The 16,140-nt window shown below is 44.3% G+C and carries 13 protein-coding genes and 1 pseudogene; 10 read left to right on the top strand and 4 right to left on the bottom strand.

Features of this window, described 5'->3' with window-relative positions; genetic code table 11:
• Positions 1–2 precede the first annotated feature (2 nt).
• Both MKY42_RS24825 and MKY42_RS24820 read right to left on the bottom strand, forming a co-directional pair.
• Positions 3–1,363 (bottom strand): IS3 family transposase gene (locus tag MKY42_RS24825; protein ID WP_339845483.1). Its coding sequence is split into 2 segments (ribosomal slippage): positions 3–907 and positions 907–1,363, totalling 1,362 coding nucleotides; the frame shifts between segments, so codons are not numbered across the junction.
• 164 nt (positions 1,364–1,527) lie between these two features.
• A complete protein-coding gene (locus MKY42_RS24820; RefSeq protein ID WP_339845480.1) occupies positions 1,528–2,853 on the bottom strand; it encodes a hypothetical protein in 1,326 nt (441 codons plus the stop codon).
• A gap of 386 nt (positions 2,854–3,239) precedes the next feature.
• On the opposite strand from MKY42_RS24820, the gene MKY42_RS24815 reads away from it, so the two are divergent.
• The 9 genes and pseudogenes from MKY42_RS24815 to MKY42_RS24775 all read left to right on the top strand — a co-directional run bounded on the left by MKY42_RS24815 (position 3,240) and on the right by MKY42_RS24775 (position 11,477).
• Positions 3,240–3,626: a hypothetical protein gene (locus tag MKY42_RS24815; protein ID WP_256222346.1), complete on the top strand. Its 387-nt coding sequence runs from the start codon at positions 3,240–3,242 to the stop codon at positions 3,624–3,626.
• Positions 3,627–3,726: 100 nt separating this feature from the next.
• Positions 3,727–4,227: a ClbS/DfsB family four-helix bundle protein gene (locus MKY42_RS24810; protein WP_090903807.1), complete on the top strand. Its 501-nt coding sequence runs from the start codon at positions 3,727–3,729 to the stop codon at positions 4,225–4,227.
• A gap of 233 nt (positions 4,228–4,460) precedes the next feature.
• Positions 4,461–4,700 (top strand): annotated as a pseudogene (locus tag MKY42_RS24805) (winged helix-turn-helix transcriptional regulator); the annotation flags it as partial.
• 31 nt (positions 4,701–4,731) lie between these two features.
• A complete protein-coding gene (locus MKY42_RS24800) occupies positions 4,732–5,100 on the top strand; it encodes a GNAT family N-acetyltransferase (RefSeq protein WP_179265805.1) in 369 nt (122 codons plus the stop codon).
• Positions 5,101–5,211: 111 nt separating this feature from the next.
• Positions 5,212–6,090 (top strand): EamA family transporter RarD, encoded by an 879-nt coding sequence (gene rarD, locus MKY42_RS24795; RefSeq protein ID WP_090903805.1) that lies wholly within the window; start codon positions 5,212–5,214, stop codon positions 6,088–6,090.
• A gap of 420 nt (positions 6,091–6,510) precedes the next feature.
• Entirely contained in the window at positions 6,511–6,813 is a 303-nt protein-coding gene (locus MKY42_RS24790; RefSeq protein ID WP_017687001.1) for an AbrB/MazE/SpoVT family DNA-binding domain-containing protein, read from the top strand.
• The gene (locus MKY42_RS24785) at positions 6,810–7,145 is read left to right on the top strand and encodes a type II toxin-antitoxin system PemK/MazF family toxin (protein ID WP_090903804.1); all 336 of its coding nucleotides are present in this window, start codon (positions 6,810–6,812) and stop codon (positions 7,143–7,145) included. The genes MKY42_RS24790 and MKY42_RS24785 overlap by 4 nt, the downstream gene beginning before the upstream one ends.
• A 299-nt stretch (positions 7,146–7,444) precedes the next feature.
• Positions 7,445–10,597 (top strand): GNAT family N-acetyltransferase, encoded by a 3,153-nt coding sequence (locus MKY42_RS24780; protein WP_339845471.1) that lies wholly within the window; start codon positions 7,445–7,447, stop codon positions 10,595–10,597.
• Position 10,598: 1 nt separating this feature from the next.
• Positions 10,599–11,477: a TatD family hydrolase gene (locus MKY42_RS24775; RefSeq protein ID WP_090903802.1), complete on the top strand. Its 879-nt coding sequence runs from the start codon at positions 10,599–10,601 to the stop codon at positions 11,475–11,477.
• Positions 11,478–11,654: 177 nt separating this feature from the next.
• Here MKY42_RS24775 and MKY42_RS24770 read toward each other — a convergent pair whose 3' ends face one another.
• Positions 11,655–12,611 carry a phosphotransferase gene (locus tag MKY42_RS24770; protein ID WP_339845466.1) on the bottom strand — a complete coding sequence of 319 codons (957 nt, stop codon included), beginning with the start codon at positions 12,609–12,611 and terminating at the stop codon, positions 11,655–11,657.
• Between the two features lie 176 nt (positions 12,612–12,787).
• Positions 12,788–13,804, bottom strand: coding sequence for a hypothetical protein (locus tag MKY42_RS24765; RefSeq protein WP_339845464.1), 1,017 nt, complete (start codon positions 13,802–13,804; stop codon positions 12,788–12,790).
• 245 nt (positions 13,805–14,049) lie between these two features.
• Between MKY42_RS24765 and MKY42_RS24760 the strand changes: the two genes are divergently transcribed.
• Positions 14,050–16,107 carry a methyl-accepting chemotaxis protein gene (locus tag MKY42_RS24760; RefSeq protein WP_090903800.1) on the top strand — a complete coding sequence of 686 codons (2,058 nt, stop codon included), beginning with the start codon at positions 14,050–14,052 and terminating at the stop codon, positions 16,105–16,107.
• Positions 16,108–16,140: the final 33 nt, after the last annotated feature.

The raw sequence follows: 16,140 nt of genomic DNA, 5'->3' as shown, positions 1-16,140 counted from the left end.
TTTTATGCAATTTGTTGGGCATGAGCCCGGTATTGTACCGGACTCATGCCTTTTAATTTTGACTTGATGCGTTTGTGATTGTAGTAATCCATGTATCGTGCTAGCTCTTGTTTGAAGTGATCTACACTTTCAAATTCATGAAGATAAAAAAACTCTGACTTCATAATGCCAAAGAAGTTCTCCATTACTGCGTTATCATAACAATTCCCTTTGCGTGACATGCTCTGGGTAATCGCTTGTCCCTTTAAAGCCTGTCGATACTGTTTCATCTGGTAGTGCCAGCCTTGATCCGAGTGCAGGAGGAGTTTATCCTCGTTGGACAAGCGTTTAAAGGCTTTATTTAGCATCTCGGAGACTAAGGAATACGTAGGGCGAGACCCTACTGTGTACGTAATAATCTCACCGTTATACAAGTCCAGAACAGGTGATAAATACATCTTTTCTCCAAACAACTTGAACTCTGTAATATCCGTAACCCATTTCTCATTTGGTTTTTTTGCTAGAAAATTACGATCCAGTACGTTGGGTGCAATTTTACCTACAGTTCCTTTATAGGAACGATATTTCTTCATACGCACCACTGATTTCAAGCCTAATTCTTTCATGATACGCAGTACTTTTTTATGGTTAACTCGATGTCCACGATTAACTAGTTCATCACAGATACGACGATATCCATAACGCCCGTGATGTTCCTCATAAATGGATTGAATAAGGAGTTTCAGGTCTGCGTCTAGATCGGGCTTGTCAAACTGCTTCACCCAGTAATAGAAGGTACTACGTGGGACTTCAGCGAACGCTAATAATGCAACCACCGGGAATTCAAGCCTTAATTCATAGACGACTTGCGCTTTGTCTTGTTTGGTGATTTTTCCTTGTTTTGAACTAAGGCATTCAACTTTTTTAAGTAGGCGTTTTCCATACGCAAACGTTCTAATTCAGCTTGTAGAGCTTCAGTCGATCCCTCAGCAGGTTCTTGCTTTTGAAGTCCTTTTTTATTCTTATCCGTCATACAATGACGCCCCTTTATCTTTGGTTTTAGGGCGTCGATCCCATTTTCATTGAACTGACTGCGCCACCTTCGAATAACCCCTGGAGAAGAGATATTGAAAATGACCGCAGCTTCATTTGGAGACGTCCCATTTTCGTTCATATAGTTGAGTACGTCTAGTTTATAGGTTAGAGAGTAAGCTGTATAGGTTTTTTCAAAAGCTTTTAAACCGTGATATTCGTATTGCTTGATCCACATACGCAGGATTTCATGATTAATTCCTAAGGATTTCGCAATGCTTTTAATCCCTTCATTTCCTGATAAATATTGATGAATAGCTTCTATTTTCAAGTCTGAATTAAATTTTGACAAAAAAACTGCACCTCCAATTGTTAGATGGTGTCTAACAATTGGGGTGCAGTTCACGTGATCGGCTGCTTTTTGTTCAACTAACGGACAAAATAGTTGAATTAAGTGGTACATTGAGAAGGCTACCTGCAGCGAGGTGGTCGTGGGGTTGCCTAGTTTTGTTGTGGTTACAAGCGGTAATTGATGCCTTCGTAAGCGCCTGTGAGGGCGTTTATGTACACGTGAGAAACGCCTTCGATTCCAGTGACAGAAAATGCGTATACAAGCTTGCTGTTGTAGATCTCCAGCTTTGGCTTACCCGAGACGATTACTTTTGGTCCGAGATTTTCAGAGGCTTGCTGCGCTGTCAGTTTCGGGTGAAGTGGAAAGGTTTTATTGTAATTGTAAAAATAATTATACGCATTAAAGGTCTTTAACGCACCAGTACGGCGATCAAACTCCCATAAGACTTGCATTTGCGGAATGGAAACTTGCTCCCGAACCGGTATATAAGTGATATGAATTGAGGTACCTTTTATTTCTTTTGCTACTATTGTCAGACGTTCGTCAGACCAACGCGCCATCCAGGTGTCTGCAACCGTGATAGCCTGCTTTAAGTCCATAGATTGCTCCACAGCCTCTTCTTCGGAGGTCGAGCCGTCGCGTGTCACTTGGAGCACGTGTCCGCTTTTACTCAGTGTTGCAATATAGGAGCTGGTTGGTCTTCCAGCGGTGTCTGATAACTTAAAATCCATGACTTCTCCTAATTGGGGGCTGCTCCCGCCTGAGACCATGTTGACGATTTGCTTACCTGCTCCTGTATTCCAAGCTTCGCCCATGAAGATTTTCGCTTTGGCCGCAAGCTCCGTAGCCTTATAAGTGGGTTCACCGGCGAAAACGGTTCCTGGCTTCGGAGGTGCGTAAGGATTCTGATTGTACACGAACTCGTTAAAGGCTTTATTGCCGTACGTGGAGACCGAGTCGAGTTGAGACAAGGCCTCTTCCATTTCGGTCGAGATCCGTTCTATATCCGATAAAGAAGTACCATCGCCTTTCTCTCTCATCAGATCAAGATATGGTAGGGCGGTCCTCGCGAACTTTCTCAGACGCTGAATTTGGTCTAATTGATCCGGGTTGAGCGAAATTTCCTTCTCGTTGGCGGGATAGGCCAAGTAGCGGCTGCCGTTCGTGATAAACGATTCGTACGCTGGCCAAGATTGAAAGTTCGTTGTAGCGGATGCACTCCTTACTAATTGCAATATAAGATTGGCATTTTCAATCGCAGATTGAAGTGCTACTTGCCGATCTGCAAACTTAGGTGCCGCAAGGGACTCCGCAAGCGCATAGTCGAAATTGCGCAAGTAGATCGATTGCATATGCGACCAGTATTGCGTATTGCGCTGTTGTTGCTGCTCCCATTGTCGATTATTCTGATGCTCCGTATAACTGAAATACGTGCCAGCTAATGTCGTCGCGCAGAGCAGACCAATGATGGATTTGGTAAGAACATTCATGTCTATTAAAGCTCCCGTCTTTGTGTTCATAATGCTTATCCACTTTAACAAAGATGAGAACACAGTTTAATGAGTAAATATTGCCAATGCAAATCGCTAGCCCGGTGATCAATTCTGCACGCATGAGGCTGATGAAAAGTACATTAGAGGTGGAAATAAGAGGATTTATATTTAATGAACGTGGAGAGAAAATTAACATAAATGGAATCGAAAATTCAAACTAACGGAAAACGAAAGCAATTAGGGCTGCCACCTTACATGGGGGCCTATTTTATATTTGACTTTAAGTAGACTATGAAAGCGGAATGACTTATATCCTTGAAATAGAGCAACAAATTCGATATAAATCCGTTGTAGTATGAGAGAGGTGATATGATGTGACAAACATGAGTAGTTGGATCTTAATTTTGGTATTATTATCTTTAAGTGAAGAAGAGGATAAACCCTCCCACTATATTGCTTCTGGGGGCGCAACGGTACAGCAACCCTTTTCAATAAATCCGGAATTTGTACATATAAAACTTCTAATGAAGAACAATAGTAGACACGAAGTCAATGTTAGTTTAACGCACTTAGATACTAGTACAGTGTATTTCGCTAGAACGATTGCTGTCGGGGAATCTCTAGATTGGATAAATATTAATGAAGGTTTCACGCAAGGCATGCGTACTGGAGACTACTTGCTTCAATGGAGCGGTGGCGGTTATAGGGTTGAGGGGGAAGTATGGGGATCAGCTGGTTCAGACCCGGATACTGCTCCTCTATCTTATTGAACTAACGGGCAGGTTAGCGTAAAAACAGTTTATAAAATGATACGTATCAGAATGAATATTCATATGTTAATATACCGGATAAAAGGAGGTATTTGTAACAGTGACTCAAAATGAAAAAGAAACTTTATTATTAAATAGCGACATGAATTTTAAATCAATGCTTGCAATAATCGAATCTGTACCCAGAAGCAAAAGGAGTAGTTCTGTTGAAACTGAGGAGAGAGATAAGAATTTTCGGGATGTATTGATGCATCTATATGAATGGCATGCCATGCTTGAGAGGTGGTATAGAGAAGGTATGGACGGTGATATTCCTTTTATGCCGGCAGCTGGTTATAAATGGAGTGCGATTAAAATACTTAATATGAAAATATGGGAAAAATATCAAGATGTAACATTGAATCAAGCTATAAAAAAATTGAAATTAAGCCATGAAAGAGTGATGGAATTAATTAAATTACATACAAATGAAGAAATCATGACAAAGAAATACTATAAATGGACCAAAACAAGTAATTTATACAGCTATTTTGCAGCAAACACTTCAAATCATTACATTTGGGCTATACAAAAATGCGAAGCTATCGCAAAGTCCATATAAAGTTCAACCACAAATATGTTGATGAATAATACAGAGAATATAAGGAGAAGGAGCATTTTTATTGAAAAAAACAATTTTTTGATATTAACACATATGGATTACCCAAAAAAGACTTAAATAGTATCAGGAGCGCTACGCTTCAAGCTAATTCAACTAAAGGAAAATAATAGCGTTATAAAACAAAGAAAGCAGCTGATCAAACGATCGGCTTCTTTGTTCAATAAACAGGGAGGATAGTCGACATTTTATCCGAAAAATCAGTCAGATTTAATGAACTTAAACGATTAATACCAGGGATTTCACAACGGATGTTGACTTTACAACTCAGGGAACTCGAGGCGGATGGAATTGTGAAGAGGATAGTAGATGACACTGTGCCACCCAAAGTAGAATACTCCCTCACTGAACAAGGAAATAAATTGTCGAGTATCATCGATTCTATAAGAGTATGGGGAAAGGAGTTTCTATACTGAAGTTGTTTTTTTATGGAACGATGTCCTTGAGATTCGCAATGTTAATGATGAAAACTTTCGAGTTACTACAGAAAAAATGATTGAGGACGGGAATTACAAAACATTTGTTGCATTATTTGAAAATGATGTGGTTGGTTTTGTAACGATAGTTCAGGCATTATCTGTAGGGGTAACGATTGGTTATTTACATATACAAGCTCTGGCCGTAAAAAAGGAATTTCAGCATCATGGCGTAGGCACAAAACTATTAAGACATACTGAAAATTATGCTAAAGAACTCGGAATATCTAGTATTATTTTGTGCAGCGGATTCAAGCGAACCGACGCTCATGCTTTCTATGAGCATAATGGGTATGACAAAGATTCATACTGCTTTGATAAGATTATTAATCTTGACTAATAAGTATAAGTAATAATTAAATCAAACTAATCAATATTCCCTTTACTTGAGAGGGATCAAGACGTATAATCCGAGTTCAGACATCAGAGCAAGAAGAGGGGAAATTAGGTTATGAATAGTGGGTTGGTCAACGCTATTATTGCGTATATCATGTGGGGGGTTCTCCCGCTCTATTGGAAGTTGTTTAGCGAAGTGCCGGCAGGCGAGATTCTGTCGCATCGGGTTGTGTGGTCGTTCGTTTTCATGGGTATTCTGGTCGCCGCCCAGCGACGCTGGGGTGATATAAAGAAGATTGCGACTAGCCGTTCACTTTTGCTGTCGCTCGCTGCGAGCGGACTGCTAATCGCTTCCAATTGGCTCATCTTCATCTGGGCGGTCAACAACGGCCATGTCGTCGAGACAAGTCTCGGCTATTATTTGAATCCGTTGCTGAACGTCTTGTTAGCGGTCGTCTTCCTTCGGGAGAAGCCAAACCGCGGTCAATGGCTCGCGATTGCCATTGCTGGCGTAGCGGTGCTTATCATCGCGATTGACTATGGACGGTTTCCGTGGGTCGCAATCTCGCTGGCTGCGTCATTTGGCTTATACGGCCTGGCGAAGAAGAAGATCAAGCAGGACGCTTCTATAGGCTTATTCTCGGAGACGGCTGTAGTCCTGCCTGTCGCGCTCGGCTACTGGATCTATTTGGCAGTTGCGGGGAAAACGACGGCATGGACGCTGCCTGCGCCGACCTTCATCGAACTGCTTCTTTCCGGTGTAGTCACGGCGCTGCCGCTGCTCTTTTTTGCGCGAGCAGCCGCCCGGATGTCGCTTTCAACGCTCGGCTTCGTTCAATACATCGGGCCGACGATCATGTTGTTACTGAGCATATTCGTATTCAAGGAATCGGTCTCGCCGGTTCTGCTCGTTGGCTTTGCGCTCATCTGGACAGCGCTCGTCGTATACGCTACGGCATCGATTCGCGGCACGAAACTCGCGAAGGCGAGCTGATGGCAAAGTACCCCGGTATTATCAAAATGGCTCTTTCCGTCCGATATGGCGGAAAGAGCCGTTTTTGGTGTTTCTGACGTACCTGAGCACACTACATTGACTGTGACTAACCCTATATTGAATTCACATTATACAAGGGTAAGCTACCGAGGGACATAGCTCCATAAAACAGGGGCAGTCTGGACTTCATTTTTTTCGTCTAAGGCTTACAACTGTTTTTCATTGTTGGGGATGATCTGACTGGGAACCCTCGTTTCGACCAAACGAGGGTTTGTATATGCTCATTTTGCTTTATAGCAATGGTATATCTATTCGTAATCATAGGCTGTACAATCATTATTTTATGGTTGAATACAATGTATCCTTTTATTGTTTTATGTATATCATATAGATATACAACTGTAGGGAGGTGAGGTATAATTGGAGCATCAATCAAACGAAAGGCGTGGGATTGCCATGACTACAGCCACACTTAGCAAATGGGGAAATAGCAGTGCAATTCGCATTCCTAACCAATTGCTTAAACGTCTTAATCTGGAAGAAGGCTCGGAAATTGAGATTTTGGTGACAGAAGATAATGAATTGTTGTTGCGTCCAAAAACCAAGCCTGTAGAGTCCAATGAGGAACTACGTAACCATCTAAAGACTTTGCTCTCTAAAGTGAAACAGGATACAAGACATGAAGAAATAGACTTTGGCACTGAAGGGAACGAGTTACTTTGATTATTCCCAAGCGAGGCGATCTGATATGGCTTGACTTTGATCCTCAAGCGGGTCATGAGCAAGCCGGGAGACGACCGGCTATTGTTCTATCAGAACTTGAATTCAATGAAATAACGGGTTTTGCCGTTGTATGTCCCATAACGAGCCAAGCCAAGGATTATCCTTTTGAAGTTACACTACCAGAAGACCTGCCATTTTCAGGTGTTGTTTTGACGGATCAGTTGAAGAGTCTTGATGTGCGGCAACGACGTATCCAAATTGCGGGGCATGCCGAATCAACCTCTGAATTTATGAAATCAGTTCTACGCAATGTCCGTTCTATATTGGCATAATTGAAAATTAGTAGCTGATCATATTCCTAAATCCACGTCTAACTAAAAGACGTGGATTTTTTCTTTCATACCTAAATAGATTCGTCCATTCTTGACGCTTCGAACAAGAGCTTCCAAAAGGCACTGATAAGTTGGAAAGAAAGATTTTTAATCCTCTGAAAATCTTTCCATTTATAGTATGATAAGACTATCGCCAGCTTCTTCAAACATGGCCTGTATTATCTCTGCGGCTATCGGGCAAAGGCCATATCGAATGACCACGAAGACCATCCTATAGATAAAGATAAGGAGATCCAAATATGACTATAACTTCGATTATCGAACAAATCCGCATTATCGAATACGATCCCTCCTACGCTGCCGCACTTGCTGATATGTGGAACCGCAGCAATGAAAGTTGGGGAGGTGGCACCAACCAGAGAACGGAGGATACCGTTCGCCGGGAGATGGAGACTTCGTCCAATCTTCATGTATTTCTGGCCGTTCATGAGAAAGAGGTTGTTGGCTTCTGCAGTTTTGCCCACTACCGCTATGACGAGAATGCCCTGTATGTGCCGCTTTTGAATGTTCGTCCCGATTATCATGGCTATAAGGTCGGACGTAATCTGATCCTGAATGCCGTTCGCAAGACCGTGGAAGCGGGATGGCCTCGCCTGGATCTGTTCACTTGGGCAGGTAACACCAAGGCTGTACCGATGTACAAGAAATGCGGATTCTTCTGGGAGAAAAAAGATGATAATGTGCATCTGATGAACTTCATCCCGACCATCTTGCAGACGGAAGCGCTTGCTCCTTATTTGGAGGAGCTGGATTGGTACGCAGACAGCACCCGCGAACTCCTCATCGAGCCGGATGGCCGACGGGAGCGTGGTTTCGATTTCTTTGATTATTCCTGGCAAAAGGGAGATATCTCCTTGCGAGCCGAATTCGAGAAATCGGGTCGCGGGCTGACAGCTCTCGAAACACCGGATTACGAGATTTCCACAGAGATCGACGATCATGATCTCGTATTTGGTTCCGCATACAAGGTTCGCTACCGGATCACGAACCGTTCAGCATCCGAGCTGAAGTTCGAGATCAAGGGTCAGGACAACAAAAATATTCGTTTTGCGCTGGACGCTGCAAGAGCGGTTGCTCCGGGAGAAACGGTAATCGTGGAGGGCGAATTCCATCTTGATCCTGTTCAAGAGGAGCAAAGTCAGAATAAGACCCATCCCGTTGTCACAAGCACATGGCTGATCGGTGGCAGAAAAGCCGAGTTTCGTATGGGGGTTGCCCCGAAATTCCCGGCCAAGATCAACACGGTGTTGCCCGTAAGAGAGCTCTATACAGGCACTCCTGCTGAGTTATACCTGAACGTGGAGAATAATTTTGATGCCGAAGCAGAGTTCACTTTTGACCTGCCAGAAGAAGAATTCCTGGAGTGGGCAGAACGTTCGGTGCGCTTCACGGTTCCTGCAAAAGGGAAAGCCTCTGTACCGGTAGCCTTTACCTTGCGTTCGTATGGTCTCTATTCGCGAGAAGTAGAGGTAACGGCTGTTCCGACGGATAGACAAGCGGTATCTTTTACAACCAAGCTGTCTGTTCTAATGAAGGGAACACAAGGACGTTATGGTGGGGAAAACGGGGAACAGTGGGTGGCCGTGAACGGTGCATTCTCCCTCCATATGAGCAAGCAAGAGAACAACATGTGGATTGAATACCCTGGCTCGGTTCACACGTTCTGGTGGACCTATCCGAAGCTGGGTAAGCCATTTGCAGAAGAGTTTTCCAAGAAACAAGCCAAGGAAGTCAACATCTATCCGGAGGGAGAAAACCAGGTTCTCGAAGCACTGTATGAATCGGAAGACTTCCCTGGTATAGAGATCAAGACCGTCGTCAAGCTGTTTGCCAACGGAATTGCGGAATTCCACCATGAAATTGGGAATAAGCGCAGTGCGGAACTGGAAGAGAATATGTTCTTGATGACGAACTTTGGTTTCTTCGGCAATCGGCTTATTCTCCCTTACCAAGGCCGTTATGTAGATATGGGCGATGCGTACTCTGGCGATCCGAGCCACTGGGACAGCGCCCAAATTACAGAGAACTGGTTGTTCTGTAAGGAAGAGTACGGTGCTTGCGGTATCTATTGGGACCCTTCCCTGAAGCTGCTTCGTCCGGAACACACGCTGGGGTTACAGCATGAGCTAGGCCGTATTCCAGCAGGAGCCGTTGTGCAAACGAAGGCGACCGTATTTGCTCTGAATACCTTTGCCAAATGGCAGGATTTCCGATCTTTCGCCCAAAAACGGCATAGCCCGATTGTACCGAAGCTGGACAACCATCTTGAGCTGGCATTGGGTGGTGGCAATCCGTTCGCCCAGGATGTGCTGACAGCAGAACTGATTGAACGGAAAATGGTTCCGCTCGCTGGAAACCTGGAACTGTACGTGCAGAATGGTGGCACACCAGAGCACGTAGCTGCTGATATGGAATTAAATCGAGAGCAGGACCTGCGCTCCGCTAAATTGGAATTCTCCCCTGAGGAAAAGGATTCGACAGAAGAACGTGAATTTGGCTGGAAGGTTCGGGCCGTATATCGAGGAGAGGATCGGATTCATGAACGTACCGCCCTCTGGTATCCTCAGACAGGAACAGCCGTTGATTGCGTGATTGAAGAAGGTCCAGCAGGCCCTGTGTACACGGTGAGCAACGGAGTTCTTTCGATGGCAGCTGCCCCCGGCTTCGGAAGTGTCGTGCATTCCTTGAAGTACCAGGGTCAAGAATGGCTGGACAGCACGTATCCGGAAGCAGCCCCGCGTTCCTGGTGGAATCCGTGGTACGGCGGACTTGGTGTAGGTATCCCAGGTATGAACGGTTTCAGCCGTCAGTTGGAACAAAGAAGCGCGGCATGGACGGAGCGAAAGGATGAATTCGGTAACGTCTGGAAAGGAATTCAGCTCACGACCCGTATCGAGAAGCATGAAGCGAATCGGGGAATCACCATACAGCAGCATTACCTCATGCTGCCCGGCGTTCCTGTTCTTTGTGAGCTGCACTCGGTTACGAACGAAAGTGGATTGGCGCTGGATTACTCGCTAGCCGAGGAACATTTCTTCAAACCCTCGCCTGTCTTTGCCGATGGTTGGCTGGAACACCCCGAGCAAGGGCGGTACCCTCTCGGAAAGGTAGACGGATATTTTCAGGCCAAGGGTTTCTTGCGAATGGGTGCAGTTTCGCGTAAAGACATGCTGCATGCAGTGAATCGTTACCCTAATCAGAACGCTGGGGGGTTTGTGAACAATGTGGTGCTTGGTCACAATGTGTATCAAAATCTGCCACTGCTGAACGGGGAAACAGTCTGGACAGAGCCGACCTATCTAATCTTGGGGCAAATGCCTCTGAATCCAGAGGATGTACGCGGCCTTCTGCAGCTAGACTTTGCAACTTCAAAAGGTAAAAAGGAGGCTTAACATGTCGATTATTGATATTCACATTCATCTGTCGGATATCGACAGCTTTCATCGAACGGCAATAGATTTATCGAAAGTGGATTACTCTGCCGCTGGCCTCAAGGCGGAGTTTGATAAGAACGACGTGATTCTTGGCATTGGTATGGGGGTTACGGAGCAGACGAAGGGAGCATTCCCGGATTCCAGTTCTCCCAACCCGATGGGACTTGATTTGGAAGAAAAGGTTCCTTCATTCCTCATGGAATGCGTCGGCATTAATCCAAACCACCTTGGCGGTGAACACGCTCAGGACGAACTGGACCGGATTGAAGCACGATTACAAGCTCCTGAGGTAGCCGGAATTAAACTATATGCGGGGTACTATCATCACTACGTGTATGACAAAATCTACACACCAGTCTATGAACTCGCAGCCAAGTATAACGTGCCGGTGGTCATTCATACAGGGGATACGTATTCGATGAATGGATTGCTCAAGTATGCACATCCGCTGACCGTGGACGAATTAGCCTTTCAACAGCGCGGTGTGAATTTTATGATCTGTCATTTGGGTGATCCTTGGGTGATGGATGCCGCTGAAGTCGTAGCGAAGAATCCTAACGTTTACGCAGATTTGTCAGGCCTTGTTGTTGGTGATCGGCCCCATTTTGAACGATTTATGAACGAGCCCTTGTTCATGGATCATTTCCGCCGGGCGCTGGTGTATTCGGATCATTACGAGAAAATGCTGTTCGGAACCGACTGGCCGCTTGCGCCGATCGATCTGTATGCAGAATTCGTCCGCCGACTTGTGCCGGAACAGCATCATGAGAAGGTATTCTACGAGAATGCTTTTGGTTTATTTCCGCGCATTAAACAGCGAATTGCAAATCTGGGTTAAGCATCAGTTCATTATTATCTGTGAAAAATGTATGCCATGTAGGTCATGGAAACATAGATGTTCAATGTTAATGCTGAATCCCTATCCTGTAAGCTCCTGTCACTTCTGGTGGCAGGAGCTTTTTTGTCCAGCAAAACAGTGAATTCATCTTATGCTTAACCTGGAATGAGGAGGGGATCAGGAAAACAAAGGTTGAGTTACCATCTTCATATACTTTTTTAAGTCATCTTTTGCATATGAGTGTTGTTCCCATACCCCAAGGTTCCAACTCATATAGCGGATGCCGAGGTATCGGGATGCCAGGGAGAAATAGTTTTCGAATTGATATTGTGGAATATCGTATCCGTGGGAACTTAGGGCCTCCCGATAGATATCTACTTGTCTCATATGGCTACAGCGTAGAGGAATATCGAAGAACAAGGAACCGTACCTTGCTTCCTCCCAATCAATAAAATAGACATCCTCATTGTTATGTACCAGTACGTTTCCTGGATTCAGATCATTATGGATCATCGTATGCATATGTTCATCTCTGATTAGAACTTCAAGATCATCTAAGATGCTACTGGCTACAGCTTCAATTTCCGATATGATCGGTAATCCAAATTCCTCGATGAACGCTGGGCTTTCTATGGCGGCGTTCCACGAAGGTCTCCAACGGTTTTCCATCATGTCGATGATATGATTCAGATCCACAGTGGGTATCCAGGGCATTTCTTTTTTTAACCCCATATTCGTTCCATGTATGTAAGCCAGCGCTCGTAATTCTTTATTGTGAAGCAGATCCATATCCAGATGGCTATAATCGGTTTGGTAATCCACATCCTGAATGCAGATCAAGCTGCGATCTTCAGTAGGAGGTTCGTTTGATAGGCTAAAGGGCACATTGGCGCCCTGTGAAAATAATCTGGACAATGTAGAGCGTTCAATGAACGTAGCCTTCTTCGTAATGAGAGAAATGTCCTTTTGTACTCCATTTACTAGGAATTCGATATGATGTCGAAGCAATTCCACGGCCTGGAGTCCCAATTGGATAGGGTTACTTTCCATGTTTAGGATGTGAGCATCCGAGGATACATACTGATTAATGGTCTGTTCTATTAATTGTTGTACTGTGATAGATTCCTTACTCATCTGTTATCTCCTTCACGCCTATTAGTTGATTAGTTTACCGAGCTTCGCTGCAATTACAATTGGAACATTCACTTTATTGGTGAATCTATTCAACGAGGGGGGGCTTGTATTTTTCAGGAACGCCCCACGTCCCTATTTTACTAGTGTTTTCTGGTAAAAACCTAATTACAGAATGGTTATGGCTTCGATAGAAGCATAAAATTATTAATGAATCCCTCTTTTTGAAGAAATATAGCTTCGACTTCTTGCGTTTTCAAATCATAGTAATAGATTCCTCGTTCATGTTTGACGTTTGCATCTACATATTGCCCAAGGAAATAAAAACCTCGCCCATCTTTGGACAAGTACAATTCACTGCTGGCCTTGATAGGAAGGGGAATATTCGTTCTTTCCCCTGTTCTGATATTCACCATACTGTATTCAATGGGATATTTATTGATATGTTTTGCCGTGGCAATCATGATCTGATCTGCACGCGCGGACAGAGTTAAGATTTGTTCCTCATCCAGTTCAATGACCTTACGCGTCTGCATGGAAATAGGATCTATTTCAATGATGGTATGGTTTGGAGGAACCATCGGTGTTTGGGCCTTATTGGACTGCTCCATATGAATATATTGCTCTTCTTCGGAATATTGGATGGCATAGGTTTTATTCGTATCTGGGTTATAAGATATGTCCCATGTAGTTGTATCCGAATCATCATCGTTCAAGATGTTCATTTCTTGCGTTTTCTGATCAAAGAAAATGACTTTGACGGGACGTTCCCCCTTTTTAACAGCAGCCATAACCAAAGTATGATCGACGGTATTCGGAATCATTGAATTAATTGCAAATAAGCCTGAGCTTAATTGTTGAGTGGTTTGTGCCTGAATATCATAGGAAAACAACTCGTTACCCTTATCTTTTCCTGCTCCTGAATAATAGATGATGTCATCTGCTAAGGAAGATACAGTTAAGGGATATTGAGAGTTATAAGGCAAATCAGCCATTTTATCTAGAGCCTTCGTTTGGATGTCGTATGTGTATACTCGCATGATCATACCCTCTTCGGGATCTGTTCCATTAACATATTCCGTGTTCGTTATTGAAAGATATTCATGGGCTTCTTTTCCTGAACTACATCCCGTAATGAAGAGAAGCAGAGTAATGAAGACTGGAATACATTTTTGAATCGGAAAACGTTCCTTCATAACTCATCATCCTTTTCACCTGTTCACGATAAAGCTACGATAAGATGCTCTTTTTTTAAAATTTCACTTTGCCTAAATTGGGAGAGAATCAATATATAAACATAACATATACACCTTACCATTTACATGAATAATATTTTTTTGAAATCGCTTTCCTTGCTGATGGAATATTTGATATCTACCGATATAAAGTTAACCCAAACAATATTGGACATAATCAAGGATGAAATGGAAGGTGGATTCATTTGGTATTCGCGAAGGCGAGAGAACGCATGATCAACATGTCGTTCAGAGTCAAATTGCCGCTAATGATCAGTTTACTGGTAACCCTCGTATTGGCGGTAACTGCGGTATTATCTTACACTGTAGCAGCAGTGATTACCCTCGACAAAAGCAAGGATGAGATTAAAGCAACTTCTGACCGGATTGGTGCGGGCTTGTTCACCTCATTGACGTTAGAAGAACAGTCCACATTCCTAATTACAAAACATCGCACATTCCAGGACCTGCTGGAGATTCGAAATAGCGAAGGACAGAATGATGATGTTTTTTTCTCGGAAAATAGTGAACTCGCGGATAAAGCCAATGGGATATTGGCAGACAGCCTCGCAGGGATGGAAGGCAACAGCGTTCTAATTCTCTTGGACCGGAACGGCGTTGTTGTTGCAGCGAATAATCCCGAAGTGGTCGGTGGAGAACGCGCCGGCCGTGCGTATTTTCAACAGGCAATGCAAGGACAGAATGTCATCAGTGAGGGTATAGTCTCTGAATCTTTGGGGACGCTGGGAACGGTCTTTGCAATGCCAATCTACAATGATAACAAGGAAGTGGAAGGCGTGCTCGCGTCTACTGCCTCGACTTCATTTTTCGTTGACCAGCTTCAGAATATCAACATTAATGAAGAAGGGAAAGTCATTATTCTGGACCGCGTAGGTACAGTGATGTTCAATTCGGCGGATGAGAAGATGGCGGGGCAGAAGCTTGAGTCTAATGAATATCAGTCCCTGATTGATCTGCCCTCTAACAAGCAGTTGCAGCAAGGCGATGTTAGCACAGAGGACAAAGTCGTCTTTTATTCCAAAATTCCAAGATCGGATTGGACCATCATTGTTGAAGATAAACTAAGTGATGTGCAGAAGCCGTTAGGGGCAATGGCGAAACAGATGTATATCGTCCTGTTCAGCGCGATAGCGGTGTCTGTCATTGCAGGAATACTGATCTCTTTGCTAGTTACCAAACCCATTACAAGACTGACAGCATTGTTCAGACAACTTGCAGACGGGGATTTGACGGTGCAGGCTAAGGGCAAATATAGCGGAGAATTCAAACAACTGGTGGACAGCTTTAATACGATGGCGGCGGGCAACCAACAACTGATTTCCAGCATGAACCATTCCATCAGTGTGCTGAAAACAAGTACAACCGAACTGGATCACTCCACCCAGCAGACCTCGACTTCTATTGCCGAAACCACGACAACGGCGTTTGAAATTTCACGAGCCATGGAGTCGCAGGCCAATGATACGGAAGCGATCGTGGATAAGTTCATGAATGTGGGCAATAAAATTGAGAACGTCAATGAGATGTCACAGTCGGTGAAGGTCAAGGCAGATGAAATCACGGATGCATTCAGGAGCAACCATGAGGTCATTGATGCGTTGATTGCGGTAAACGGACAGAATGAGACCGAAGTAGCCAACATTTCCAAAATCACAGTACAGCTCGCTGAAAGTTCCTCCGGCATTCACCAAATTACAGGTACGATAACCGAGATTGCGAATCAGACGAAACTGCTTGCACTCAATGCCTCCATTGAAGCCGCTAGGGCGGGTGAGCATGGACGTGGCTTCGCCGTCGTTGCATCGGAGATCCGCAAACTGGCGGAGCAGACTACAGCCCAATCGGAGGATATCAAGCGGATTGTGATGCAGACGATTGATCATGTCGAGCAGAATAACCGGAGTGTACAAGCCATTGAGGCGATTGCTGAACAGCATAAGAGCAGTGTAGGCCAGACCAAGGAAACGTTCAATTTTGTTACCCAAAATATGAATGAAATGATGGACCAGGTTCAGGCCATTGCCTCCGAGATTGAATCCATTGAACGCGATAAGGATGACGTCATTGGAGCTGCGCAGAACTTGTCTGCTTCGGGTGAAGAAGTGTCCGCATCCGTGGAGGAAGTAACCGCGACGATGGAGGAACAGTCAGGCATGACCGAGCATCTGGCAGAGATGGTACAGACCATCGATGGGTTGACCAAACAGCTTGCTGAAGCATCCTCCCGGTTCAAAACAAAGTAAATAAGCGCATGATGTCATTTGACATGAAGGCAT

It is taken from the genome of Paenibacillus sp. FSL W7-1088, from assembly GCF_037969855.1.
GTDB lineage: Bacteria > Bacillota > Bacilli > Paenibacillales > Paenibacillaceae > Paenibacillus.
The sequence above is the reverse complement of the archived record's forward strand: the minus strand, read 5'-3'. Positions and strand labels throughout refer to the sequence as shown.

Excerpts from the sequence above, each read along its gene's own strand:
- MKY42_RS24815 (WP_256222346.1), top strand. The coding sequence starts at position 3,240 with ATGAGTAGTTGGATCTTAATTTTGGTATTATTATCTTTAAGTGAAGAA.
- rarD (WP_090903805.1), top strand. The coding sequence starts at position 5,212 with ATGAATAGTGGGTTGGTCAACGCTATTATTGCGTATATCATGTGGGGG.
- MKY42_RS24770 (WP_339845466.1), bottom strand. The coding sequence starts at position 12,611 with ATGAGTAAGGAATCTATCACAGTACAACAATTAATAGAACAGACCATT.
- MKY42_RS24820 (WP_339845480.1), bottom strand. The coding sequence starts at position 2,853 with ATGAATGTTCTTACCAAATCCATCATTGGTCTGCTCTGCGCGACGACA.
- MKY42_RS24765 (WP_339845464.1), bottom strand. The coding sequence starts at position 13,804 with ATGAAGGAACGTTTTCCGATTCAAAAATGTATTCCAGTCTTCATTACT.
- MKY42_RS24780 (WP_339845471.1), top strand. The coding sequence starts at position 7,445 with ATGACTATAACTTCGATTATCGAACAAATCCGCATTATCGAATACGAT.
- MKY42_RS24775 (WP_090903802.1), top strand. The coding sequence starts at position 10,599 with ATGTCGATTATTGATATTCACATTCATCTGTCGGATATCGACAGCTTT.